Genomic DNA, 24,953 nt, shown 5'->3' with positions numbered 1-24,953 from the left:
GTTCATTCCCCGGTCACTGGTGGGTGCCAGTCGCTCATGGGTGTGCGTCTGGCTGTCCCCCTTGCGAGTGGCTTGGTAGCATGCCGAATCGTACGGGTTGCGGAGTGGTGCATGGCCGATAGACGCTTGCAGGTCTTTCTTACGGTGGCGCGCCTCCTGTCCTTTACCAGGGCGGCCGAGGTCCTGCATATGACCCAGCCGGCAGTCACCTTCCAGGTGCGCCAGTTGGAGGAGCAGCTGGAGACGCGGCTGTTCGACCGTAACCACAATCGGGTGACCCTGACCGAGGCCGGGCGTCTGGTGCAGCGCTATGCCGAGCGCATCTTCGATACCTACGGCGAGCTGGAGGCCGCGCTGCGCGAGCTGAAGGGTGCTGACGGCGGGGCGATCGTGATCGGCGCGAGCATGACGGTGGCCGAGTACATGCTGCCGGCCCTGCTCGGCGCCTTCCGTCGGGCACACCCGGATATCGGTATCCGGCTGCGTGTCGGCAACACCGAGAATGTCGTCGCGATGGTTGAAGAGGGCAGTGTTGACCTGGGGATCGTCGAGGCGCCGGTGAGCCATCGCACCCTGCTGGTACAGCCCTGCACGGTGGACCAGTTGCGCCTGATTGTGCCGCCGGAGCACGAACTGGCCAGCCGCAAGAGTGTGCGGGTCGCGGAGTTCGTCGAGCAGCCATTCATATGCCGCGAGGAGGGTTCCGGGACCCGCGAGGTCATCATGGAGTACCTTGGGCGGTCCGGTTACGACCGCAATACCCTGCGCGGGTGTATGGAACTCGGCAGCCCGGAGGCCATCAAGGGCGCCGTGGCGGCGGGCATGGGCGTGTCGGTACTGTCCGAGGCCGTGGTCGCCAAGGAACTGACACTGGGCGAGCTGGCGGCGATCCCGCTGGACCCGCCGCTGGAACGCCCGATCTCGCTGGTGCATGCGCGCCAGCAGTTCCGCGTGCCGACGCTGGAGGTGCTGATGCAGTTCCTGCGCGGCTACTGCACGGGCCTGGGGCCCGGCGCTGCCGAGGGTGACCCCGCGAACACAGAATCCAATCGAATAGAAGACGCGACATGAAGAATTACTGCGTAGTGCAGCATAGCTATTCCGAGTTTCTCGGCCTGATCGAATCGCAGCTCGAAAAGCGCGATATCGGCTTTTCCTATTACCGGCCTTTTGTCGGCCAGGACCTCCCCGGGTCGGCGGCCCAGTTTGACGGCCTGTGGCTGCTCGGTGGTGCCTGGCCGACCGCGGACCATGAAGAAAACCCGCAGGTCCCCGACGAGCTGGCGCTGATTGATATCTTCCGCCGTTCGCAGCGCCCGGTCGTGGGGCTGGGCATGGGCGGGCTGCTGGTAGCCGAACAGGCTGGTGGCACCGCGCATGAGGACCCGATGTACCGGGCCCGTTTCGTGACTGCGCACAAGACCGCGGCCGGCGAGGGCGACGACCTGGCCGAGGCCCTGGACGGGCGTCGCGTTCTGCAGCTGGTCAACGGCCGCGTGGATCTGCCGGAGGGGCTGGAGCCGGTCCTGGTGGACGACGATGGTGACTGGCTGGCGGTCCGGCCGGACAAGCTGACCTACGGCCTGCTGTTCCGGCCGGAAATGAAGCCGGGCATGCTGGAAGACATCATCATGGAGGCCAAGCACAACCCGCCGCCGAACATGGGCGAGTTGCTGGGCGAGGCGCGCATGGAATGGGGTGACATGCAGAAGGTCACCGAGGACGTGATCGTTGCCCTGGTGAAGGAGCTCGGCCTGATGCAGGAGCGGCGCAAGATGCCCGTGTTCAGCCTGAAGATCGAGAACGAGTAGGCATGCTCCCTCCGATGGGCAGTCCCGGCGGGCTGGGCGGGGGCGATGTCGCCTCCGCCCTGGCCCGTGGCAAGAAGAAAAAGGACGACCCGGCGCGCGAGCTGGCCGAGATCGCGTCACGCCTGTCGCCCGAGGATCAGGCCAGCCTGCTGAAATTCGCGCGATTCCTTGAACAGGAGTCGCCGGCCCCGGCACCGGAACCGGTGCCCGAGCCGGAGCCGATCCCGCGCCCGGAGCAGGAGTCGGTGGTCAAGGCGATGCGCCGGCTGTCGGCGACCTATCACATGCTGGATCGCTCCAAGCTGCTCAACGAGACTTCGGCGCTGATGGCCCAGCATGTGATGCAGGGGCGTTCGGCGGTGGAGGTGATCGACGAGCTGGAGGTTGTGTTCCAGACCCACTACGAAAAGGTACTGGCCGAGGACCCGATGCGCCAGGGCGAGGATACTCAGGCGAACGGTGGTTCGGCTGACGGGGACGAGTCGCGATGATCGACGTCCTGCGCGAGTGGTATCGGCGGCACTTCACCGACCCTCAGGTAGTGATCCTGGCGTTCCTGCTGCTGGCGGGGTTCCTGATTATCGTCTTCGCCGGGCGCATTCTCGCGCCGCTGCTCGCTTCGCTGATTATCGCCTACCTGCTGGAGGGGGCGGTGCAAAAGCTGATACGCCTGCATGTTCCACGCCTGCTGGCGGTCACGATCGTGCTGATCGTTTTCCTGGCGCTGACGGTGGCTGCCCTCTTTAGTGTCGTGCCGCTGATGTCGGCCCAGGTGACGCAACTGGTGCGCGAACTGCCGGGCATGATCCGCGAGGGGCAGGCGCTGCTCCTGCAGCTGCCCGAGCGATATCCGCAACTGATTACGGACGAGCAGGTGCGCGATCTGATGGGCGCCATCCAGGCCGAGGCCACCATGCTGGGACAGCGCGTCGTCTCGTTCTCGCTGGCCAGCGCCCGGCATCTGGTGGATGTTGTGATCTACCTGATCGTGGTGCCGCTGATGGTCTTTTTCATGCTGAAGGACCGCGACTTGATCCTCGACTGGGTACGCAGCTTCATGCCGCGCGACTCGCACCTGGCCAGCGAGGTGTGGCGCGAGGTCAACGTGAAGATCGCCAGCTACGTGCGCGGCAAGTTCATCGAGATCCTGATCGTCTGGGCAGTGAGCTTTTTGACCTTCAACTGGTTCGGGCTGGAATACGCCGTGCTGCTGTCGTTCATGGTCGGTATCTCGGTGATCATCCCGTATATCGGGGCGGCAGTGGTGACGATCCCGGTGGCCGCGGTGGCCTACTTCCAGTTCGGGCTGTCCAGCGAGTTTGCGTGGCTGCTGATCGCCTACGGGGTGATCCAGTTCCTGGACGGCAATGTGCTCGTGCCACTGCTGTTCTCCGAGGTGGTCAATCTGCACCCGGTCGCGATTATCGCGGCGGTGTTCGTGTTCGGTGGCATCTGGGGGCTGTGGGGCGTGTTCTTCGCGATCCCGCTGGCGACCCTTGTGCACGCGGTAATCAAGTCCTGGCCGCGCACCGACAAGCTCGAGGCCAGGCGCGAGGCGGAGCAGCAGTCTGCCACGGGCGAACCCGCCGAAGCCGACTCCAAGTAGCCCCGTCGGGCCGGCGTTCCGCGTCTGCGCGGGAGGCCGGCGTGGCTTGCACATTCACAACAACAAGAAGAAAAACCCAGCATGACCGGTACCGAAATCCTGATGAACGTCACCCCCCAGGAAAGCCGCGTGGCCCTGGTCGACAACGGCGTTCTGACCGAACTGCACCTGGAGCGGGCCCGTCGGCGCGGGATCGTCGGCAACATCTACAAGGGTCGTGTCGTGCGCGTGCTCCCGGGCATGGACGCGGCCTTCGTGGACATCGGCCTGGATCGTACGGCCTTTCTGCATGCCTCCGACGTGGCCCCGGTGGAGCGTGAAGAGCTTAATGGCCCAGGAGTGGGCAATGGGGCGGGCAATGGCGCCGGAAACGGCGGCGGCAATGGTTCCGGCCGTGCCGAGACCATCCGCGAGTTGCTGCGCGAAGGCCAGGATGTGCTGGTGCAGGTGATCAAGGACCCGCTGGGCACCAAGGGCGCCCGGCTGACGACCTACATCACCGTGCCGTCCCGCCATCTGGTGCTGATGCCGAATCAGAGCAATGTCGGCGTATCCACGCGTATCGAGGACGAGGGCTCGCGCAGTCGTCTGCGCGAGAAGGTGGAGGCGCTGCGCGACGAGATCGCCCCGCAGCATGGCTTTATCGTGCGCACCGCGGCGGAGCTGGTGGACGACGAGGCGCTGGAAAACGACACGGCCTTCCTGAAGAAGGTCTGGGACAGCATTCAGCTCGCCGCCGCCGAGGCCAGTGCGGGGGAGGAGGTCTACGCCGACCTGCCGCTGGTGCTGCGCATCCTGCGCGACATGGTCGGGGTCGAGATCGAGCGCATCCGTATCGATTCACGCGAGACCTACCAGAAGGTGTGCGAGTTCGTCGCACAGTACCTCCCGGAACTGGTCGGGCGGATCGAGCATTACCCTGGCGAGCGCCCGATCTTCGATCTGTTCAATGTCGAGGAGGAGATTCAGCGGGCGCTGGAGCGCAAGGTCGAGCTGAAGTCCGGGGGCTACCTGATCTTCGACCAGACCGAGGCGATGACCACGGTGGATATCAATACCGGCGGTTTCGTCGGGCATCGCAAGCTGGAAGAGACGATCTTCAAGACCAACCTCGAGGCGGCCCAGGCGATCGGGCGCCAGCTGCGCCTGCGCAATCTCGGCGGGATCATCATCATCGATTTCATCGACATGCAGGACGACGAGCACAAGCGCCAGGTGATCCGCGCGCTGGAGAAGGCGCTCGAACGCGATCACGTGAAGACGCAGATCTGCGATGTCTCGCCACTGGGGCTGGTGGAGATGACGCGCAAGCGAACGCGCGAGAGCCTGGAACACCAGCTCTGCGAACCGTGTCCAACCTGTGCGGGGCGCGGCTATCTGAAGTCGGCCGAGACCGTTTGCTACGAGCTGTTTCGCGAGATCCTGCGCGAGGTACGTCAGTACGACGCGCGCGAACTGCGCGTGCTCGCCTCGCAGAACGTGATCGACCTGCTTCTGGACGAGGAATCGGCGAGCCTGGCGGAGCTGCAGAGCTTTGTCGGTATCCCGATCCGTTTCCAGGTGGAGACGCTATATACCCAGGAGCAGTTCGACGTGGTTTTCATCTAGGTGGTTTTGTTCTAGCCAGGGAAACGCTGGGTAAACGAGCCCCCAGCCAGGAACGGAGGAGGAAACGGACGGCGTGACAGCGATGCACGGGCCCAGACAGCGCAGGGGTCCCGGCACACCGGGCCGGCGGTGTGGCGGCCGGTCGGGGCTGAAATGAGAGCCCTGTCACACTCCGTTCGTGTCGCTGTTGGCGTCCTCCTGCTGCTGATTGCGCTGGCTGCGCTTGCCTTGCTGTCTCTGCGCCTGACGGTGGCCCACTGGGACGGGCTGGACGAGTGGGTGGAGACCACGGCCAGCGCACAGCTGGGCTACCCCGTTCGCACGGACGAGATCGATCTGGGCTGGTCCGGCTGGTCGCCGGCGCTGGTTGCCCGGGGCGTGCGTGTCGACCTGTCCGGCGAGGAACCGCTGCATCTCGAACGTCTGCGCCTGTCACTCAGCGCCGGTGCGACGCTGCGAAGCCGTTTTCCGTCGATGCAGATCGAAGTGGCCGGCACCGAGGTCCGGGTGGTCCGCGAGGCCGATGGCGCGATTCACGTACACGGCTACGAGGTGGGGCTGGGCGACGGCGCCTTGCTGGAGATCCCGGTGGAGCGCTGGCCGGATCTCGAGGCGAGCGAGGTGCGCGTCACCTGGGAGGACCGCGGGGCGGCGCTGGAGTCGGTCCTGGACGTGCGGCGCCTGGCCGTGCGGACGGATGCCCGGGGCCGGCTGCGAGTCTTTCTCGATGGCGCCATGCAGGGGGCGGCCGACGGTGACTTCATCCTGGGAGTGGAGGTGCCGGATGCGACCGCCCGCGATGCACGTTTCTTCCTCGATACCCAGCCGGTGGCACTGGGCGCCTGGTCTCCCTGGCTGGTGCGCCTGGGCTGGGAGCCGCCTCCCGGCACGACCGCTCTGCGCCTTTGGGGCGAGATCGACGATGGCCGTGTGGTCGCGCTGCGCGGCGAGCACGACACCCAGCTGGACGGAGCCGGGGGCGAGCCGGGGGGTGCCTTTGGTCATCGCTTCGACTGGCGGGTGCGCGGCGCCGCCCATGAATCCAACTGGACCGCCACGCGCCCGGGGTCGGGCGATCTGCGCCTGCGCTATACGCTCGGGGGGGAACCCGAGGCCCTGATCGTCGAGGCGCTGGAACTCGCGGCGCGGGACCTGGAGGTGGAACCCTATGCCCCCCTGTTGTTCCTGGTAGAGCAGCGCGCGCCCGAGCTGGCCGACCCCCTGCGCGAGGTGCGCCCGCGCGGACGGCTTGGCGATGCCTGGGTGCGGGCACAGCATGACGGGGAACGCCTGGAGCCGGTGGAGGCGCTGGCGCAACTGCGCGATCTGCAATGGCATGCGGGCGATTACGGGCCGGGCGTGCAGGGGTTCGACGGGGAGGTCTCCTGGCGCGAGGGCGGGTTGGAGCTCGACCTCGACAGCCGCAATGTGCGCTTCGAGATGCCGACCCTGTTTGATGACCCCCTGTGGGTCGAGACGGTGCGCGGGCGGCTGCGGGCCGAGCGCAGCGAGGCGGGTGATTGGCGCATCGCCGGGGAGGGGCTCGATGTCGCGAACGAGCACGCGGCGGCGCGCGGACGCATGCGGCTGTTGTTCGACGGACACGAGTCGGGCCCGCGCGTGGACCTGGCGCTGGATATCCTGCGCGCCGACGGCGACTACACCCAGCGTTATCTGCCCATCCACCTGTTGCCATCCAATACCTACCAGTGGCTGGCGGAGAGCATCCAGACGGGGGTCTCCGACGGGGGCGGTATGGTCTATCGCGGCCGTGGCCGCGACTTCCCGTTTACGGATCAGTCGGGTGTGTTCGACCTGTGGGCGGATATCGAGGAAGGCCGGCTCGATTACGAGCCCGGCTGGCCGGTGGCGGAGGACTTGCGCGGGCGCCTGCTGTTCCACAACGCGAGTTTCCGCGCGACCGATGTCTCGGGACGCATCCTCGATACGGCGGTCCACGGCACCGAGGTGTGGATCGACGACATGATGGACACCCCGGTCCTGGAAATCGAAGGGACGGGCGACGGCACCGCACAGGACCTGCTGCTGTACCTGCGTCAGGCCGGGTTGCTGGAGGACGCCGCCGAGATTCGCGATGCGGCCATGATCGAGGGGTCCACGCGTCTGGCCCTGGGCATTACCCTGCCGCTCGACGAGGACCGCCTGCAGGATGTCCGTGTGCAGGGACAGCTGGACCTGCTGCACACGCGGGCCGAGGTCGCCGGCTGGCCGACCGGCTTCGAGGCCGTGGAGGGTGCGGTGCATTTTGATACCCACGACCGGGTATGGGCCGATGATGTGCAGGCACGAGTCCATGGAGAGTGGATCAATGTCAGTGCCGACTGGCCGCTGAACGGCGAAGAGGCCACGATTCGCGCCCATGGCCCCCAGCCGCTGGAACCGTGGCTGGAGGACATACCCGCCCTGCAGCCGTATCTGGAGGGGCGCGCGACCTGGGATGCGACCCTGCGGCTGGGGGATGCCATCGATGGCGTGCGTCTCGACCTGAGCTCGGATCTGGTCGGCGTCGGGATCGACTGGCCCAGCCCGATTGGCAAGGAACCCGATGAGCGGCGCCCACTGGAGGTAACGCTCCCGTTCGGTCACAGCCGGGCGGGCATCGGGCATGTGCGGCTGGGCGAGACCTTGCGGGCCCACCTGCGCCTGAGCCCAAGTCAGGCACCGGACGACCCGGCTGCGCGCGGGGTGGATCCACAGACCGCTGCGGCCGGAACGGACGTGCAGGCCATGGCGCTGGAGATAGGCATCCCGGCCGCAACCCTGCTCTCGCTTCCGGGCGAGGGCCTCTCGGTGCGGGCACGGTTGCCGGAGCTGGAGGTCCAGCCCTGGCTGGAGGCGCTGGCCGAGGCGCCCTGGGCGCGGGATGTGGATCTGGGGGATGTGGAAGCCGCAGATGGCAGCGGCGGCCTCAGCCTGCAGCGGATCGAGCTGGACGTGCGCGATCGTATCCGCTGGGGCGAGCTGGAGATCCCGGGTACGCGCCTGCAGGGGCAGCGTCGTGACGAGGGCTGGGACCTGGAGGCCCAGTCTGCCTGGCTGGCGGGAAGCGCCTCCTGGCGTGCGTCCGGCGATGGCCGTGACCGCTGGCAGGCGCGCCTGCGTCATTTGATCCTCGAGGACGTGGAATTTGATGGCGAGCCGGACAGCGATACGACCGTTCGGGCTGTCGAGGGAGGGGGGCTGGAGGACCCGCGGGAGTGGCCGGGGGTGGATCTGATCCTGGACCGGCTGCAAGTCGGCGAGTACCGCCTGGCCGATGTCCACCTGGCACTGGAGCCCGTGGACCAGGGTCTGCGGGTGGAGAGCCTGCGCGCCCGCGGCCCGGACGGCGATTTGCGGGCGCAAGGGACTGGCCATTGGCATGTCCTCGCCGACGGACGGCCCGACAGCCGTCTGGATGTCCGGCTGTCTGGTGATGACTGGGGAGGGGCCCTGTCATCGGCACGGCTCTCCCGCGCACTGGTGGGGGGCGAGGGGGAGGGTCGACTGGACCTGTCCTGGCCTGGTCCGCTGTATGCACCGCGCCTGGCGTTACTGGCCGGGACGATGGAGCTGGAACTCGAAGATGGCCGCCTGGCGGATGTCGAGCCGGGGGCAGGGCGCCTGCTGGGGCTGGTGAGTCTGGATGTGTTGCCGCGACGTCTGCGGCTCGATTTCCGTGACGTGTTCACGGAAGGACTTTCGTTCGATCGGCTGGAGGCGACCGCGACGCTGCAAGATGGCAATCTGCACGTCCCCGATCTGGAGATGCGGGGCCCATCCGCGCGCGTACGACTGAGCGGTCGCACCGGCCTGGTCGCGCGCGATTACGATCACCACATCGTGGTGGTGCCGAGTCTGCGTACCGCACTGCCGATCGTCGGGGCCCTGGTCGGCGGTCCGGTAACCGGGGTGGTGGTACTGTTGGCGGAACGAGTGCTGGGGATTGGGGATCAAATCGAAGAGGCCGCTCGCGTGGAATATCGCGTCACCGGTCCGTGGGACGACCCGGAGGTGCAGACCCTGGTTCAGCCCGCCACTGACAACGACGACTAGCGGATGTACCGATGACACAGGTAGCGGCAATACAGATGGCCTCCGGGCCTCAGCCCCAGGCAAACCTGCTGGAGGCCAAGCGCCTGCTGCAGGAGGCCGCGGACAAGGGGGCCCGTCTGGCGGTGCTGCCCGAGAACTTCGCGTTCATGGGGATGCAGGAGTCGGACATCCTGGGCATCGCCGAGGTCGCCGACGGGGCGGGGCCGCTGCAGGCCTTCCTCGCCGAGCAGGCCCGTCGCCTGGGGTTGTGGATTGTCGGTGGCACCGTGCCGCTACAGACCGAGGACGGGGGGCGCGTGCGCTCCGCCTGCCTGGTGTTCGACGACCAGGGCCAGCAGGTCGCACGTTACGACAAGATCCACCTGTTCGACGTGCAGTTACCAGACAGCAGCGAGGCCTACACGGAATCGAAGGTATTCGAACGGGGCGACAAGGTGGTGGTCGTGGATACCCCTGTGGGGCGCATGGGGCTCGCGATCTGCTATGACCTGCGCTTCCCGGAGCTGTTTCGGGCCCTGTTGGACCAGGGGGCCGACTGGGTCGCGCTGCCGGCGGCGTTCACCGCGCAGACGGGCCAGGCTCACTGGGACGTCCTGCTGCGCGCACGCGCGATCGAGAACCAGTACTACATGCTCTCGTCGGCTCAGGGCGGATTTCACGTGAACGGTCGCGAGACCTACGGACACAGCGCCCTGATCGACCCCTGGGGCCGGGTGGTCGACCAGTTGCAGCGCAACCCCGGCGTGCTGCTGGCGGACCTGGATCATGCCCAGGTCGAACGCATCCGCACGGTCTTCCCCACCATCGAGCACCGACGCCTGGTGTGTCCGGGGACGGTCTAGCTCGACCGTCCGGGCCGGGCATAACCGCGTGGCGCGCGGGCTTGAAAGCCCGGCGCGGGCCCCAAGCTCCATACTGGAATACGACGCCTTCCTGAATTACGAGGATTCCATGATCGACAGCCTTGCCCAACAAACCCTGCTCGACCCGGCCGGTCTGGGCGACCATGAGCTGACCACCCTGCTCGGCACGACCTTTGGCCGCGGCGTGGACGGGGGCGACTGCTACTTCCAGTTTGCCTGCCAGGAGGGCTGGTCGCTGGAGGACGGCATCGTCAAGTCGGCCAGCTTCAATATCGAGCGTGGCGTGGGCATTCGCGTGGTGCGTGGCGAGCAGACCGGCTTTGCCTACTCCGACGATATCGCGATGCCGGCACTGCTGGATGCGGCCCGGACCGCGCGCAGCATCGCCGATGCGGGCCAGAGCGGGCGGGTCGCGGTCGCGAGCCGTATGCCTACGCGTCCGGCGCTGTACGCCCCGGAGAATCCGATGGACTCGCTGGACGAGCAGTCCAAGATCGACCTGCTCAAGGAAGTGGACGCCGCGGCGCGCGCCGCCGACCCGCGCGTGACCCAGGTGATGTGTTCCCTGTCCGGGGTGCACGAGGTGGTCCTGGTACTGAATGCGCGTGGCGAGCTGACCACCGATGTACGCCCGCTGGTCCGCCTGAGCGTTCAGGTGATCGCCCAGCAGGGGGATCGCCGCGAATCCGGTAGCTCCGGGGGCGGCGGCCGCTTCGGTTATCGCTACTTCCTCGAGAATGATCGCGCGGCCGGCTATGCCCGCGAGGCGGTGCGCCAGGCCCTGGTGAATCTGGAGGCGCGTGACGCGCCGGCCGGCACGATGAAGGTCGTGCTGGGCCCCGGCTGGCCCGGTGTGCTGCTGCACGAGGCGATTGGCCACGGCCTGGAGGGCGATTTCAACCGCAAGGGGACCTCGGCCTTCTCCGGGCGTATCGGCGAGCGGGTGGCCGCAAAGGGCATCACCATCGTCGACGACGGCACGCTGGAAGGGCGTCGTGGCTCGCTGAACGTGGACGACGAGGGCACTGCGACGCAGCAGACCGTACTGATCGAGGACGGCATTCTGCGTGGCTACATGCAGGACGAGATGAATGCCCGGTTGACGGGCGTCCAGTCGACCGGCAACGGCCGGCGCGAGTCCTACGCCCATCTGCCGATGCCGCGCATGACCAATACCTACATGCTGGCGGGCGAGGCCGACCCGGAGGAGATCCTCGCCTCGGTGGAGGACGGCCTGTATGCCGTCAACTTCGGCGGCGGGCAGGTGGACATCACCTCCGGCAAGTTTGTCTTCTCAGCCTCCGAGGCCTATCGCGTCGAGAAGGGCAGGGTGACCTACCCGGTCAAGGGCGCGACCCTGATCGGCAACGGCCCGGACGTGCTGACCCGCGTCTCGATGGTGGGCAACGACATGCGCCTGGACCCCGGTGTGGGGACCTGTGGCAAGGAAGGACAAGGCGTGCCGGTGGGGGTGGGGCAGCCCACCCTGCGTATCGACGGCATGACCGTGGGGGGCACCCAGGCGGCCTGACGTCGGCCCGGGGTGCCCGCGGACGAGCAGCGACAAGGAGGCTTAGATGAAGCTGGATTTTCTGGATCAGGAACATTCCCTGCCCGAGGGACACGGCCACGACAAGATCGTGCAGTGGCATGTCTTCCGCGACCGCGAACGTGCCGAGCATTTCGCCGATCACGTCGAGCTGGGCGAAGGCCAGGAACTGGTTGGTGGCTGGACCCGTGACAGCGTCGGCAAGCTCTACTGGGTCGGCGTGCACGTCGAGGACCTGGAACGCTGGGGCAACGTTGGCGCCGTACACAAGCACACGGGCCGCCCCTCCTGAAGCCCCGCCGGGCATTACGCACCACGGCGGGCCGGGGTCTCCCGGCCCGCCGATCCTGTTGATCTGAACGCAAACGGACGTCTGTATGAGCACATCTCCCGAACGCATGGCGCCGGATCTCGAGATCCAGGCCCTGTCCCATTCCGCCGACTCCTTGCAGGATCGCGTCCAGCGGACCCTGGACGTGGCCCGCGCGCAGGGGGCTTCGGATGTGCAGGCGGTGGTCAGCCACAGCGTCGGGCTGGAGCTGTCCGTGCGCAAGGGCGAGATCGAGACGCTGGAGTACGAACGCGACCAGAGCCTGTCGCTGATTGCCTATTTCGGCCAGTCGAAGGGGGCCGCCTCGACCACTGATTTCGGCGATCAGGCCCTGCTGGATACGGTCGAGGCGGCCTGCCGCATCGCGCGCTACACCGAGCCGGACCCCTATGCCGGGATGCCCGATCCCGCGCTCAAGGCGGGGGAGTGGGATGACCTGGACCTCGATCACCCCTGGGACTGCGATGCCGAGCAGGCGACCGAACTCGCGCGTGCGATCGAGGCCGCGGGCTTTGCCGCCGATTCGCGGATCGAGAATTCCGAAGGCGCGAGCGTCAGCACCCGCCGTGCGATCGCCTTTCTCGGCGACTCGCAGGGCTTCATGGGCGGGTATCGCAGCACGCGTCATTCGATGTCCTGTGCCCTGGTGGCACGCGACGATGCCGGCATGCAGCGCGACTATGCCTACACCGTGGCCCGCCACGCGGCGGATCTCGACGCCTGCGAGGCCATCGGGTGTCAGGCCGCCGAGCGCACCGTGCGGCGTCTGGGCGGGCGCAAGCTTTCCACGCGCAGCTGCCCGGTGCTGTTTGCCCCGGAGATGGCGCGCACGCTGATCGGCAGCTTTACCCGCGCGATCTCCGGCCCCGCACAGTACCGCCACAGCTCGTTTCTGCTGAATGCGGTCGGGGAGTCCGTGTTTCCCGACTGGATGCAGATCGAGGAACGCCCGCTGACGCCGCGCGCGCTCGGCAGCGCCCCGTTCGACGGCGAGGGCGTGCGTACGCGCAATCGTCCCCTGGTGGCCGATGGCGTACTGCAGAGCTATACCCTGGACAGCTATGCCGCCCGGCGCCTGGGGCTGGAGAGCACCGGCAACGCAGGCGGCGCGCGCAACGTGACCGTAAAGCCCGGCGAGCGGGACTTTGCCGCCCTGCTGGCCGAGATGGGCACGGGCTTTCTGGTGACCGAACTGATCGGCCAGGGCGTAAACGCAGTGACCGGCGACTACTCGCGCGGGGCCGCCGGCTTCTGGGTGGAGAATGGCGAGATCCAGTACCCGGTGGAAGAGATCACCATCGCCGGCAACCTGAAGGACATCTACCAGCGCATCGTCGCAGTGGGGACCGACGTCGACCGCCGGGGCAACATCCACACCGGCTCGATCCTGGTCGAATCGATGACCGTCGCCGGCGACTGACGACAGCGGCGCGCCCTGTCGTTTTCTGCTTCGCCTGGCCGCGACCCGGGCTCGGCCCGGGACCGGTGTTACCGGAATTTCTTTCGTGGTTAACTTGGCTCTGTTCACGGCCAGGGCGTTTTGTTGACGTTGATACCCTTCTTTCACCCGCGTACCCATGCTTCCGGACGCTATTCGTTCGCGGTGATCGTACTGGTTTTTGGCGGCGTGCTGACGCTGCTCGCGGCGCTTCAGGTCAAGCAGGTGTTGGATGCCGAGGCGACTGATCGCTTTGCGTTCGCCGCCGATCAGGTGACGATCCGGATCGAGGAGCGACTGGATGCCTACGCCCTGGTGCTGCGCGGGGCCGCAGGATTGTACGACGCCTCCGAGGAGGTCACGCGCGAGGAGTGGCGCGACTACGTGCGCAAGCTCCGGGTATCCGACACCCTCGAGCGCGTGCAGGGGATCGGTTTTTCACGCCTGTTGCGGCCCGACGAGCTGGCCGCACACATCGAGGAGATTCGGGCCGAGGGCTTCCCGGACTACACCGTGTTTCCGCCGGGTCCGCGCGAGACCTACTCCTCGATCGTCTACCTCGAACCTTTCGACGCCCGCAATCAGCGGGCCTTCGGCTATGACATGTTCTCGGAGCCGGTGCGCCGCGAGGCGATGACCCAGGCCCGGGATACCGGGCGTGCGGCGCTGACCGGGCGTGTGCAGCTGGTGCAGGAGACCGAGGAGGACGTGCAGGCCGGTACGCTGATGTACGTGCCCATCTATCGCATGGATATGCCCATCGATACGCCGGGGCAACGGGCCGAGGCCCTGAAGGGCTGGGCCTACAGTCCGTACCGCATGACGGACCTGATGACCGGCATCCTTGGTGACTGGGAACTGATGGAGGGCGAGGGCGTTGGGCTGCGCATCTATGACGGGCCCCAGGTGGATGACGACCGCCTGCTGTTCAGCAACAGCGGCATCGACTCGGAGGTCCCCAGCCGGTTTGCCCAGTCCCGCGAGATCGAGTTCAACGGCCGCATCTGGCGGCTGCAGTTCGATCACCAGGACCCGGATGCGGCGGTGGCCTACACCAGCGCCTGGGGCACGCTGGTGGCCGGGCTGGCGCTGAGCGGCCTGCTGTTCGGGCTGATCCTGTCGATCTCCGGCACCCGGGTGCGCGCCGAGGAGATCGCCCGGCGCCTGACCGACGAGCTCCGCGGGCAGGAGCAGCAGCTGCGCGAGAGCGAATTTCGCTGGCGCTTTGCCCTGGAGGGTTCGCGCAGTGGCCTCTGGGACTGGGATATCGCGCGGGACACGCTCTACTTCTCGCCCCGCTGGCGCGAAATCATGGGGGTGGTCGAGGCCGAACTCGGGGCCTCCCTGGAGGAATGGGAACGGCGCATCCATCCGGATGAACAGGAGTCGGTGAAGGCCGCGCTGCGGGCCTATCTCGAGGGCCGGCGCGAACGCTACGTCCAGGAGTACCGGGTCCGGCACGCGGATGGTCACTGGATCTGGCTCGAGGATCGCGGCCTGATCGTCAGTCGCGATGCGGAGGAGCGCCCGTTGCGGATGATCGGTACCTGCACCGACATCAGCGACCGCAAGAACGACGAGCTCGCCCTGCGCGCGGCCCATGCCGAGGCACAGCGCTTCCGTGATGCGCTGGACTATGTCTCCTCCTACATTTACATGAAGGACCCGCAGGGCCGATACACGTTTGCCAACAAGCCCTGCCGGCGCCTGTTCGGCGCGACGGAGGAGGATCTGCCCGGCAGCACCGACAGCCGTTTCTTCCCTCCGGACACGGTGCGCCGGTTGCGCAAGATCGACCACCGTGTGCTGGACGGCGACCAGACCACCGAGGAGATCGAGGTCATCGAGGAGGATGGCGGCCGCCGAGTGTATCTGGAGATCAAGACCCCGATCCGGGACGACAACGAGCCGGGCCAGATCATTGGCCTGCTGGGGATCTCGACTGATATCACCACCCTCAAGGAGCACGAGCGGCAGCTGGAACGGATCGCCCATTTCGATGCACTGACCGGTCTGCCCAATAGGGTGCTTCTGGCGGATCGCCTGCAGCAGGCCATGGCCCGCTCGCGGCGCCATGGCGAGCACCTGGCGGTCGTCTATCTGGACCTCGACGGGTTCAAACGAATCAACGACACCTTCGGGCATGCGGCCGGGGACCGGATGCTGGTGGAGGTCGCTGCGCGCATGAAGGCGGTCATGCGCTCGGAAGACACCCTCTCCCGCCTGGGTGGGGACGAGTTCGTCGCGGTGCTGATTGACGTCGGCGATCTGCACGGCTGCGAGGCCCTGCTGCAGCGGCTGCTGCAGGCGGCCGCGGAACCCATGCTGCTGGAAGACGACCGGTTGCAGGTCTCCGCCAGCCTCGGGGTGACCTTCTACCCGGAGGCGGACCAGGACCTGGATGCAGACCAGCTTCTGCGTCAGGCCGATCAGGCGATGTATCAGGCGAAGCTGTCGGGCAAAGGGCGCTTCCATGTGTTCGATGCCGAGCGCGACCGCTCGGCGCGCAGCCACCACGAGACCATCGAAGACATCCGCCGCGCGCTGGGGAACGAGGAATTCGTCCTGTTCTATCAGCCCAAGGTGAATATGCGCAGCGGCACGGTCATCGGGTTCGAGGCCCTGATCCGCTGGCAGCACCCGGAGTATGGCCTGCTGTCGCCCGGGGATTTCCTGCCCGAGATCGAGGACCATCCGCTGGCCGTTGATCTCGGCGAGTGGGTGATCGACCGGACCCTGCAGCAGCTGCGGGCCTGGGAGACCGTCGGGCTGTCCACACAGGTCAGTGTCAACATCGCGGCCTACCAGTTGCGCCAGCCGAACTTCGTCGAGCGCCTGGAGCGGCTGCTGCAGCACCATCCGGATCTCGCGCCCGGGCGCCTGGAGTTGGAGGTCCTGGAGACCAGTGCGCTGGGCGACATGGTGGAGATCTCCCGCCGCCTGGAGGGTTGCCGGGCCCTCGGGGTGGGCGTGTCGCTGGACGACTTCGGCACCGGCTACGCCTCGTTGACCTATCTCAAGCGCCTGCCGGCGGGGATGGTCAAGGTCGATCAGAGCTTCATCGGCGATATTCTGGATGATCCCGAGGATCTGGCGATTCTGGACGGGGTCCTGAGCCTGGCCGGGGCCTTCGGCCGGGAGGTGATCGCAGAGGGGGTGGAGACCATTGCCCATGGCGACATGCTGCTGGGCATCGGTTGCGATCTGGCCCAGGGCTACGGCATTGCGCATCCCATGCCGGCGGACCGGATCCCGGCGTGGGTGAACGAGTGGCAGCCACCGGCCCACTGGGCGGACCTGGCTCGGATCCATCGCGAGGCCATGCCTCTGATGTATGCCGCAGTCGCCCACCGGGCCTGGGTCATGCGTGCGGAGGCCTATCTGCAGGGGCAGACTTCTCAGCCGCCGTTATTGGCCGAGGATCGGGACGGATTCGTTCGCGGCCTCGAGCGTGCGGGCTCGCGGCGGGTGGACGAGGCCGAGGCCCTGCTTCAGAGGCACCAGGAGGTCCATGACCTGGCCGGCGAGCTGTTCGCCCTGCGTGAACGCGGTGAGGATAGCCGGGCTCTGGCGCGCCTGCACGAACTGCATGCGGCCCGCGATCGTCTGTTGGACGAACTCTCGGCGTATCTGCACTCGGTCCACGCGGGTTAGAGAAGCACTGACCCAAGTACAAGTCGCATCGGTGCCCGGGTTTTCCGAGGCAAGGCGTCTCGTGGAGCGCGTTACCCGCCCATTGTTGATCAAAAACGGGTGTGCGCACGGTGCTGCGGCTCCCTTGTGCAGATCGATTGCACGGTAGTCACCGCGCCTTGTTCGCACGCGAAAGCGACTCAAGTGCGAGCATGTGCATTGCTCAGTGTTTCCCTGGCGGACGCTCTTTGCGCCGCCGATGGCCACGCTGCGCCTTATTGGCTGCAGGCGGTCTGCCAGGTGCGTACCCGGAAGGGGTCGCGGGTCTCGTCGAGGCGCGCGATCGTCATTGTCCTGCCCCAGACGCAGCCACTGTCCAGTGACAGCCAGCCGGGTCCTCGGCGGTGACCGAGCGCGGCCCAGTGACCGAACACCAGGGACCAGCCTTCGCTTGGGCGGCCCGGCCAGGCAAACCACGGTGTCAGCGTTTCCGGGGCATCTTCCGGTGGCCCATTGCCTGAGAATTCCAGTCCGCCATCGGGCATCAGGTAGCGCATGCGGGTAAAGGAGTTGATCGTGAAGCGAAGGCGATCATATCCGGCCAGCTCCGGGTCCCAGTGGGCAGGCTCGTCGCCGTACATCACCTCGAACAGCGCATGGCGTCGCGCGGGGTCGCGCAGCTCGGCCTCCACCCGCCGGGCCTCGGTCTGCGCGGTTTCGAGATCCCAGCCCGGCGCAATGCCGGCATGCACCAGGGTCCAGCCAGCCGCGGGATCAGTATGCAGAAGGGGGCGCTGCGCCAGCCAATCCAGCAGCTCGGCGGCATCCGGGGCGTCCAGCACGGGGCGCAGGGTGTCCTTGTTGCCGGGGGTGCGGACACCCTCGGCCGTGGCCAGCAGGTGCAGGTCGTGATTGCCCAGCACGGCGGTCGCGGCATCGCCCAGGGCGCGTACGTAGCGCAGGCACCCAAGCGAGTCTGGTCCCCGGTTGACCAGGTCACCCACCAGCCAAAGGTGATCCGTGGCGGGGTCGAAACGGACCTGCTCCAGCAGGCGTTCCAGCGGGTCCAGGCAGCCCTGGAGGTCACCAACCGCGTAAAGGGCCATGCCCTGGCCTAGTGAAGCGTACGGGGTACGGAGAGGGTGAAGGGCGGGATCGGCGCCTCGAAGGTGTTGCCGCGTTCGTCCTGCATGCCGTAGCTGCCCTCCATGGTGCCGACCGGCGTCTCGATCACCGTGCCGCTGGTGTACTCGAAGCTGTCACCGGGCTCGATGCGCGGCTGCTCGCCCACCACGCCCTCGCCGCGCACCTCCTGCGTCTGGTCGCGGCCATCGCGGATGATCCAGTGGCGATTCAGCAACTGCACGGTCAGCGCGCCGGAGTTGCGGATCGTGATGTGGTAGGCGAACACGTAGCGGTCGTCATCGGGCTCCGACTGGTCCTCGACATAGGCCGTGGCGACCTCGATCTCGATGGCGTGTTCTTCGGTTTCGCGAGGCGAATTCATTCGGTTGCAGCTCCTGTCTGGAACCAGGCGCTGACGGCAGCGCCCAGCAGGCCGGGTTCAGGGTGCATGATAAGGGACACGGGCAGTCGCTCAAGCAAGTGGGTCATCGGTGGGCGATTATGCAGGGCCCGCAGAAACGTCGTGTCCTGGAAGTAATCGGCCCAGCGCGGGGCGATCCCGCCGGCCAGGTATAGCCCACCGGTGGGCAGCGCAGTCAGGGCCATGTCGGCTAGTTGTCCCGCATAGATCGTTACAAAACGCTGGACGACCGCGAGGGCCGCTGCATGGCCGGCATCGGCCAGGTCACTGATGGCGGCGGCCGGGTCGGCCGCGGTCAGCGCCCGCGCCAGCTCGCCATCGTCCCGGCGTGCCAGCTCGAAGCGTGCAATGCGTGCAATGCCGCGGCCGCTGAGCAGGTGCTCGCGGGTGCACAGTCCTTCCTCGGCGCTGACGAACGCCGCGAGCGCCGCCTCGTTGGCGTCGGCCGGGGAAAAGCGTGCGTGCCCCCCTTCGCCGGGATGGATGGCGGGCTGCTGGCGCGGGCCGACCAGGCAGGTCCCGAGACCCGTTCCGGCCCCGACCACCAGGCGCAAACCCTCTGGATCGGCCGCTGCGTTCTGCAGGGTGATCCGGTCTCCGGGTTCCAGGGCATCCAGGCAGGCGCCGACAGCGGCGAAATCGTTGATCAGGGCGACCGGGATACCCAGTGCCTGTTCGAGGGCATGCGCATCCAGTTCTGGCCAGTCGAGGTTGGTCGCGCGGGCCCGACCGCTCTGAACGGGGCCGGCCAGGGCCAGCCCCGCAGCGGCCAGCGGCTCGGCCGGTTCGACCTCGTTGCGCCAGGCCTCGAGGATGTGGTCCAGGTCGGGAAAGTCGCGGCTGGGGTAGCGGCGGATGTCGTGCAACGACCAGTGCGCGCCGCCGCGGCGCGCACGTGCGACCCGGGTGCGGGTACCTCCGATGTCGGCCACCATGAAGTCCATGGGTCCATCATAGCGGATCGCGGTCCGCTGGCGGGGCCGGTCAGCTGGGCGCGACCATTCGCGCCAGCGCTGCGAAGCCGTGGACGTCCACGGTCTCCGGGCGGGCGCCCGGGTCCAGATCGGCGGCCTCGATCCGGGAGGCATCCACCAGCCCGGACAGCCCCCGCCGCAGGGTCTTGCGGCGGTTGGAGAAAGCCTGGTTCACGACCTTTGCGAACGCCGGATACAGTGCGCTGTCCACCAGCGGCGCCTCCAGTGGTGTGATGCGCACGACCGCGGAGTGGACCTTGGGCGGCGGGTGGAAGGCGCCGGGGGGAACCCCGAACAGCGACTGGGCCCGGGCGCGCGCCGCGAGCATGACCGTCAGTCGGCCGTAGGTCTTGCTGCCGGGGGCGGCGGTCATGCGCTCGACCACTTCGCGCTGCAGGAGGAAATGCATGTCGCGGATGGCCTCCATCTGATCGAGCAGGTGGAATAGCAGGGGGGTCGAGATGTTGTAGGGCAGGTTGCCCACGACCCGCCAGCCACCCTCCGGTGTCGGGCCAAGGCTTGCCAGGTCCAGATCCAGCGCGTCGCCCACATGGAGCTCCAGGCGCTCCGGGGCAAAGGCGGCGCGCAGACCGGCCGCCAGGTCACGGTCAATCTCCACCGCGACCAGACGATTCAGGCGCTCCAGCAAGGCGCCCGTCAGGGCCCCCCGGCCGGGGCCGATCTCCAGCACCGGGTCGTCGGGGTGCGGGGCGATCGCGCCGACGATGCGCGCGAGCACGGCCTGATCATGCAGGAAGTTCTGGCCGAACCGCTTGCGGATCGGCGGCAGCGCGCTACCCATGTGCGGTATCACCCATGGGCGTGCGCGGCCTGTGCCTGCAGGCGATGGCGGGCCAGTTCCCGAGCCAGGCCCTCGGCCGCGAGGAAGCTGCCGACCTCTGCGCGGCCGCTGCCGGCCAGGTCGAGGGCCGTGCCGTGATCGACCGAGGTGCGCACGAAGGGCAGCCCGAGGGTCACGTTGACTGCATGCCCGAATCCTGCGTGCTTGAGCACCGGGAGCCCCTGGTCGTGATACATCGCCAGTACCGCATCGACCTCGGCGAGGGCGCGCGGGGTGAAGGCGGTATCCGCGGGCAGCGGCCCGCGCAGGTCCAGGCCCTCGGCGCGCAGCCGGTCGAGCGTGGGGGTGATGACCTCGATCTCCTCGCGCCCCAGTACCCCGTCCTCGCCGGCGTGCGGGTTCAGTCCGCACACGCCGATGCTCGGGCGTTCGATTCCGAAGTCCTCGGCCAGATCGTGGTGCAGTACGCGGGCGACCGCCTCGATGCGCTCCGGCGTGATCGCGTCGGGGACGTCGCGCAGGGACAGGTGGGTAGTCACCAGTGCGACCCGCAGGGATTCGGTGGCCAGCATCATCACGGGCATGGGCGCGCCGGCGCGTTCGGCCAGCCACTCGGTATGACCACTGAACGGGATGCCGGCACGGTTGATCACGCCCTTGTGCACCGGGCCGGTGACCATCGCGTCGAAGGTGCCATCGAGACAGCCATCGGCGGCGGCGGCGAGCATTGCCAGTACGCCTTCGGCGTGCCGGGGGTCGAGGGTGCCCGTCTGCACCGGGCCGCCGGCCGGGACCGCGACGATCTCCAGGGCCCCGCGCGGCGTAGCGGTGCGCGGTCGTTCGGGGTCGAAGGGGATCAGGTGGATCGACCGGCCCAGTTGCTGCGCCCGCTGCTCGAGTACATCCGGTTCCCCGATGGCGACGCGCTGGGCGCCACCGCCAGGCTCGTGGGCCAGGGCAATCAGCAGATCTGGCCCGATCCCGGCTGGCTCGCCGGCGGTCAGTGCCAGACGCGGGATTGCACCCGGCGTCCGGGCGTCAGGAGCCGAAGCCGTCAACGCGGTACTCGACATAGGCCTCGTCGCGCAGGCGCCGCATCCACAGCTCGATCTCTTCCTCGCGCTTGCGGTTTTGCAGGATCTCGCGGGCACGGGCGCGGATCTGCTCGCGCGAGGTGTCGACCTCGCGGTGGTCGAGGACCTCGATGATGTGCCAGCCGAACTGGCTCTCCACCGGCTCGCTGATCTCGCCCGGCTGCAGGGCATTCATCGCCTCCTCGAACTCGGGCACCAGCTCGCCGGGGCTGATCCAGCCGAGCTGGCCGCCCTGGGCGGCGGAGCCGGGGTCGTCGGAGTTCGCGCGGGCCAGGGCCTCGAAGTCGCTGCCCTCGCGGATGCGGTTGTACAAGGACTCGGCCTGGCGGCGGGCCTCTTCGTCGCTGCGGACCTGGTCGGGGCTGATCAGGATGTGGCGTACCTGCGTCTGCCGGACGCGGGTCTGGTCGCCGCCTTCGCGGTCCACCAGCTTCATGACGTGGAAGCCATTCGGCGAGCGCAGCACATCGCTGATCTCGCCGGTGCGCATCAGCACGGCCTCGCGGGCAAATACGGAGGGGATCTCGCCGGCCGTGCGCCAGCCGAGGTCGCCGCCTTCCAGTGCATCCGGCGCGTCGGACTCGGAGATCGCCACGCTGGCGAAGTCCTCACCCTCGCGCACCCGCTGGCGCAGTTCGCGGGCCTTTTCGCGGGCGGTGGCGATCTGGCTGGAGTCCGCGCCGCGCGGCAGCGAGACCTGGATGTGCGCGATGCGATAGCGCACGCCGCGGTCGATGGCGCCGCTTTCCGAGGCGATCAGGTCCGCGATTTCCTGGTCGCTGACGCGAATCTGGTTGTCGACCTGGCGACGCTGCAGCTGGTTGACGGTCAGCTCGTTGCGAATCTGTTCGCGGAAGGCGTTGAAGTCGACGCCGTCCTGCAGCAGGGCCTGACGCAGCTGCGGCAGGTTCATGCGGTTTTCGCGCGCGATGTTCTCCATCGCCCGGTTCAGGGTCATCTCGTCGATGTTGATGCCGACCCGCTCGGCCTCCTGCAGCTGAACGCGCTCGACGATTAGCCGTTCCATGACCTGCCGCGCGAGGGTGTCACGATCCGGCGGGCGGGTGCCGCGCTCCATCATTTGCTGGGCGACCAGGTTCATGCGCTCGACCAGTTCGCGCTGGGTCACCACGTCGTCGCCGACCACGGCGAGGATGCGATCGGTGAATTGATCCCCCTCCGGTGGCGTGATGGGCGCGGCCGGCGCACCGGCCTCGGAGGCGGCCCCCGGGGTGACCGGGGCCTCGACGGCGTCCTCGGGCTGTTCGCCGCCGGGAACCTGCGCCTGTGCGGACAGGCCGAGGCTCATAAGCACGGCGCCCAGTAGCGGGAGCCAGGAGGCCCGGCGGTGTTGGTCAGGGGAGTGCGTCATATCCGGCTATACCCTCGCTCAAAAGCGAATCCACGCCGGAGTCGAAACGTCCGAGTCCGTCCAGCGTGAGTTGGAAATAAATCGAGTTGTCGTAGGTCTCGTCGAAGTCGTAGGCGCGGCGGGCGACCACTCGGATGCCATAGCAGCAACTACGATACTGAAGGCCGGCCAGAAGTTCGAGATCACGCTCCTCCTGCAGGCTGTAATTCCAGCGCCCGATTGCATCGATGCGTGGGGTCACCGGCCACAGCACGGAGACATCGGTCTGGTCGATGGAGCGGTTGCCGGCCTCGCGCTGACGATACCCCATGTTGATGCGGGCGCGAGCGCTCGGGCTGTAGCTGACCGACAGTGCTGTGAGGGTGGTCTCGCCTTCGTCCTGGTTGTACAGGATGGAGCCCCGGCCGCTCCAGGCATCGCCGATGCGCACGCGGCCCTCAAGGGCGAGATCCGAGCGGGACTCCGTCAGCGGATCGCCGTCAGGAGCGCGGCGGACCTCGCGATCTTCGAAATAGCGAATCTGGCCGGCGGACAGGCTCATCCGTTCCTGGCCGGTCTGCTCGTCGAAGATGCGGGTGGTCAGCGCGGTGGTCAGCTGGTGCGTGTCGCCGACCCGGTCGGCGCCGACGAAGCGGTCGAGGCTGAACAGGTTGTCGAAGCTGAAGTCCGCCTCGCCGGTGTCGAAGACCGGGATATCGGTCTGGTCGACGAACGGGACATAGCCGTAGAAGATCCGCGGTTCCAGCGTCTGCAGGCGACGCCCGTCCTGGATCGGACGTTCGAAGACCAGACCGGTGTCGATCGATGCCCGCGGCACGGTGCGGCTGATCGACTCGGGCCCTGGCTCGCCCCGGCGGTCCAGTTCGTAATGGGTATAGCGCACCCCGGCACTGGGCTCAAAGAAGAAGCCCCCAGTATCGAAACGCCAGGAGGCCGTGGGGTTGAGGTCGAAGCGCGTGCCCAGGGGTTCCAGCGAGTCGCTCTCGCTGCGCTCGAAGCGCACCAGTTCAGTGTCCAGGTCCCAGGCCAGTCCGCGCCCCAGATACTCGCCCGCCTCCAGGGTGATCTGCGGCAGGCGCTGGTAGGGCTCGCGCTGGGCCCGCAACTCGGGGTCGACGATCTGGTAGTCCTCGATGCGGGTGCGCAGGCGGTAGGCCGGCTGGTTGTAGGTCAGGTCCGCCCGGCGGCGCAGATAGGGGGTGCTGCCGGAGTAGCGGTCCGCGCCACCGAAGTCGCGGAAATACTCGCTGTCGGAGGCGTCGGCGGCGTCCAGGCGAAAGCGCAGGTCCGAGGTCAGGCGGCTCTGGTGAAACCACTGCACGTAGTGCCGGTCGTCGCCGAATACGCGGTCGCTCGGCAGGTAGCGGATATCGGCCACGCCCTCGTGGCGAGGCTGCAGGTAGCGGAATTCGGTGCCGAGCTTCACCCCGCGGTCCGACATGACTCGCGGGGTGAACGTCGCGTCGTAGTTCGGTGCGATGTTCCAGTACCAGGGCGTGCTGATGTCGAGCCCGTGGCGTGAACTGACCCCGGCGCTGGGCAGCAGGAAGCCGCTCTGGCGGCGGTCGTCCAGCGGGAAGTGGATGTACGGCGTGTAGGCGATGGGCACGCCCTTGAAGTCAATGCGGGCGTTGCGGGCAACCCCGATGCCGCGTTCGCGGTCCAGTTCCAGATCTCGTGTGCGCAGCCACCAGCTGTCGTTGTCGATCGGGCAGGTGGTGTACTCGGCGTCCTCGAACTCGTGCAGGTGGGGCGCGAGCTGGATGCCCACCCCGGCGCTGCCTCGTGCCGGCACGGACTGCACCAGGTAGTCGATGCGCCGGAATTCCCCGGTTTCTTCGTCCAGGCGGTACTCGCCACCGTCGGTGTGCAGCAGCAGGTCGCCGTCGAACAGCCGGGTGTCACCCTCGGTGCGAGCCACGCCCGTCGCCCGGTCGTATTCGAGGAATTCGGTATCCAGGCGACGTCCTTGTTCGAAGAGCTGGACGTTTCCGCGGGCGCTGATCAGTTCACCCTCTCGGCGTACGTAATCGGCGTCGATATCAGTGATTTCGGCCGCGAGCTCGCGCATCTCGGGCCACTCCATGCCGGGAGCGAAGTCGCAGCCCGGGGGGCGCTCCATCCGCTCGAGTCCGGCCTGTGCCGCCGTGGCCGTGACGCCGAGCACGCAGGCAATGATGGTCCGCGCCGTGGCCCGGCGGTGCAGTGGGCGTGCGTAGCCGTCAGGCGATGGCGTCATGCGGGTTTCAGTCTGGGGAAACACGGATCAT

At 67.6% G+C, this 24,953-nt stretch carries 18 protein-coding genes; 11 read left to right on the top strand and 7 right to left on the bottom strand.

Features of this window, described 5'->3' with window-relative positions:
• Positions 1 to 111 precede the first annotated feature (111 nt).
• The 11 genes from F466_RS0110695 to F466_RS0110645 all read left to right on the top strand — a co-directional run bounded on the left by F466_RS0110695 (position 112) and on the right by F466_RS0110645 (position 16,916).
• Positions 112 to 1,071 carry a LysR family transcriptional regulator gene (locus tag F466_RS0110695; protein WP_018138647.1) on the top strand — a complete coding sequence of 320 codons (960 nt, stop codon included), beginning with the start codon at positions 112 to 114 and terminating at the stop codon, positions 1,069 to 1,071.
• Positions 1,068 to 1,811: a type 1 glutamine amidotransferase gene (locus F466_RS0110690; protein ID WP_018138648.1), complete on the top strand. Its 744-nt coding sequence runs from the start codon at positions 1,068 to 1,070 to the stop codon at positions 1,809 to 1,811. Before F466_RS0110695 ends, F466_RS0110690 begins: the two co-directional genes overlap by 4 nt.
• A gap of 14 nt (positions 1,812 to 1,825) precedes the next feature.
• Positions 1,826 to 2,302 carry a hypothetical protein gene (locus F466_RS0110685; protein WP_018138649.1) on the top strand — a complete coding sequence of 159 codons (477 nt, stop codon included), beginning with the start codon at positions 1,826 to 1,828 and terminating at the stop codon, positions 2,300 to 2,302.
• Positions 2,299 to 3,417, top strand: coding sequence for an AI-2E family transporter (locus F466_RS0110680; protein ID WP_018175419.1), 1,119 nt, complete (start codon positions 2,299 to 2,301; stop codon positions 3,415 to 3,417). Before F466_RS0110685 ends, F466_RS0110680 begins: the two co-directional genes overlap by 4 nt.
• An 81-nt stretch (positions 3,418 to 3,498) precedes the next feature.
• Positions 3,499 to 5,025: a ribonuclease G gene (gene rng, locus F466_RS0110675; RefSeq protein WP_018138651.1), complete on the top strand. Its 1,527-nt coding sequence runs from the start codon at positions 3,499 to 3,501 to the stop codon at positions 5,023 to 5,025.
• Between the two features lie 153 nt (positions 5,026 to 5,178).
• Positions 5,179 to 9,081: a YhdP family protein gene (locus F466_RS0110670; RefSeq protein WP_018994090.1), complete on the top strand. Its 3,903-nt coding sequence runs from the start codon at positions 5,179 to 5,181 to the stop codon at positions 9,079 to 9,081.
• Positions 9,082 to 9,092: 11 nt separating this feature from the next.
• Complete coding sequence (locus tag F466_RS0110665; RefSeq protein ID WP_038082739.1) at positions 9,093 to 9,923, top strand: carbon-nitrogen hydrolase family protein; 831 nt, start codon at positions 9,093 to 9,095, stop codon at positions 9,921 to 9,923.
• A 109-nt stretch (positions 9,924 to 10,032) separates the two neighbouring features.
• Positions 10,033 to 11,475 (top strand): metalloprotease TldD, encoded by a 1,443-nt coding sequence (gene tldD / locus F466_RS0110660; RefSeq protein ID WP_018994088.1) that lies wholly within the window; start codon positions 10,033 to 10,035, stop codon positions 11,473 to 11,475.
• Positions 11,476 to 11,521: 46 nt separating this feature from the next.
• Positions 11,522 to 11,785, top strand: a complete 264-nt coding sequence (locus tag F466_RS0110655; RefSeq protein WP_012983351.1) for a hypothetical protein — start codon at positions 11,522 to 11,524, stop codon at positions 11,783 to 11,785.
• A gap of 85 nt (positions 11,786 to 11,870) precedes the next feature.
• A complete protein-coding gene (pmbA, locus tag F466_RS0110650; protein ID WP_026296450.1) occupies positions 11,871 to 13,244 on the top strand; it encodes a metalloprotease PmbA in 1,374 nt (457 codons plus the stop codon).
• Positions 13,245 to 13,427: 183 nt separating this feature from the next.
• Entirely contained in the window at positions 13,428 to 16,916 is a 3,489-nt protein-coding gene (locus tag F466_RS0110645; protein ID WP_018994086.1) for an EAL domain-containing protein, read from the top strand.
• Positions 16,917 to 17,170: 254 nt separating this feature from the next.
• On the opposite strand, the gene F466_RS0110640 is transcribed toward F466_RS0110645, so the two are convergent.
• Genes F466_RS0110640 through F466_RS0110610 form a run of 7 tightly spaced genes read right to left on the bottom strand, consistent with a single transcriptional unit; the run spans position 17,171 to position 24,922 of the window.
• Complete coding sequence (locus F466_RS0110640) at positions 17,171 to 18,001, bottom strand: symmetrical bis(5'-nucleosyl)-tetraphosphatase (protein WP_018994085.1); 831 nt, start codon at positions 17,999 to 18,001, stop codon at positions 17,171 to 17,173.
• An 8-nt stretch (positions 18,002 to 18,009) separates the two neighbouring features.
• Positions 18,010 to 18,402, bottom strand: a complete 393-nt coding sequence (apaG, locus tag F466_RS0110635) for a Co2+/Mg2+ efflux protein ApaG (RefSeq protein WP_012983348.1) — start codon at positions 18,400 to 18,402, stop codon at positions 18,010 to 18,012.
• On the bottom strand, positions 18,399 to 19,385 hold the full coding sequence (locus tag F466_RS0110630; RefSeq protein ID WP_018994084.1) for an ROK family protein: 987 nt from the start codon (positions 19,383 to 19,385) through the stop codon (positions 18,399 to 18,401). Before F466_RS0110630 ends, apaG begins: the two co-directional genes overlap by 4 nt.
• A 40-nt stretch (positions 19,386 to 19,425) precedes the next feature.
• On the bottom strand, positions 19,426 to 20,217 hold the full coding sequence (gene rsmA / locus F466_RS0110625; RefSeq protein ID WP_018175425.1) for a 16S rRNA (adenine(1518)-N(6)/adenine(1519)-N(6))-dimethyltransferase RsmA: 792 nt from the start codon (positions 20,215 to 20,217) through the stop codon (positions 19,426 to 19,428).
• Positions 20,218 to 20,225: 8 nt separating this feature from the next.
• A complete protein-coding gene (gene pdxA, locus F466_RS0110620; protein ID WP_026296449.1) occupies positions 20,226 to 21,290 on the bottom strand; it encodes a 4-hydroxythreonine-4-phosphate dehydrogenase PdxA in 1,065 nt (354 codons plus the stop codon).
• The gene (locus F466_RS0110615; protein WP_026182207.1) at positions 21,256 to 22,683 is read right to left on the bottom strand and encodes a peptidylprolyl isomerase; all 1,428 of its coding nucleotides are present in this window, start codon (positions 22,681 to 22,683) and stop codon (positions 21,256 to 21,258) included. Before F466_RS0110615 ends, pdxA begins: the two co-directional genes overlap by 35 nt.
• Complete coding sequence (locus F466_RS0110610; protein WP_018994082.1) at positions 22,667 to 24,922, bottom strand: LPS-assembly protein LptD; 2,256 nt, start codon at positions 24,920 to 24,922, stop codon at positions 22,667 to 22,669. Before F466_RS0110610 ends, F466_RS0110615 begins: the two co-directional genes overlap by 17 nt.
• Between the last annotated feature and the right edge of the window lie 31 nt (positions 24,923 to 24,953).

Source organism: Thioalkalivibrio sp. ALgr1 (genome assembly GCF_000378285.1).
In the GTDB taxonomy this organism is placed as follows: Bacteria; Pseudomonadota; Gammaproteobacteria; order Ectothiorhodospirales; family Ectothiorhodospiraceae; genus Thioalkalivibrio.
The sequence above is the reverse complement of the archived record's forward strand: the minus strand, read 5'-3'. Positions and strand labels throughout refer to the sequence as shown.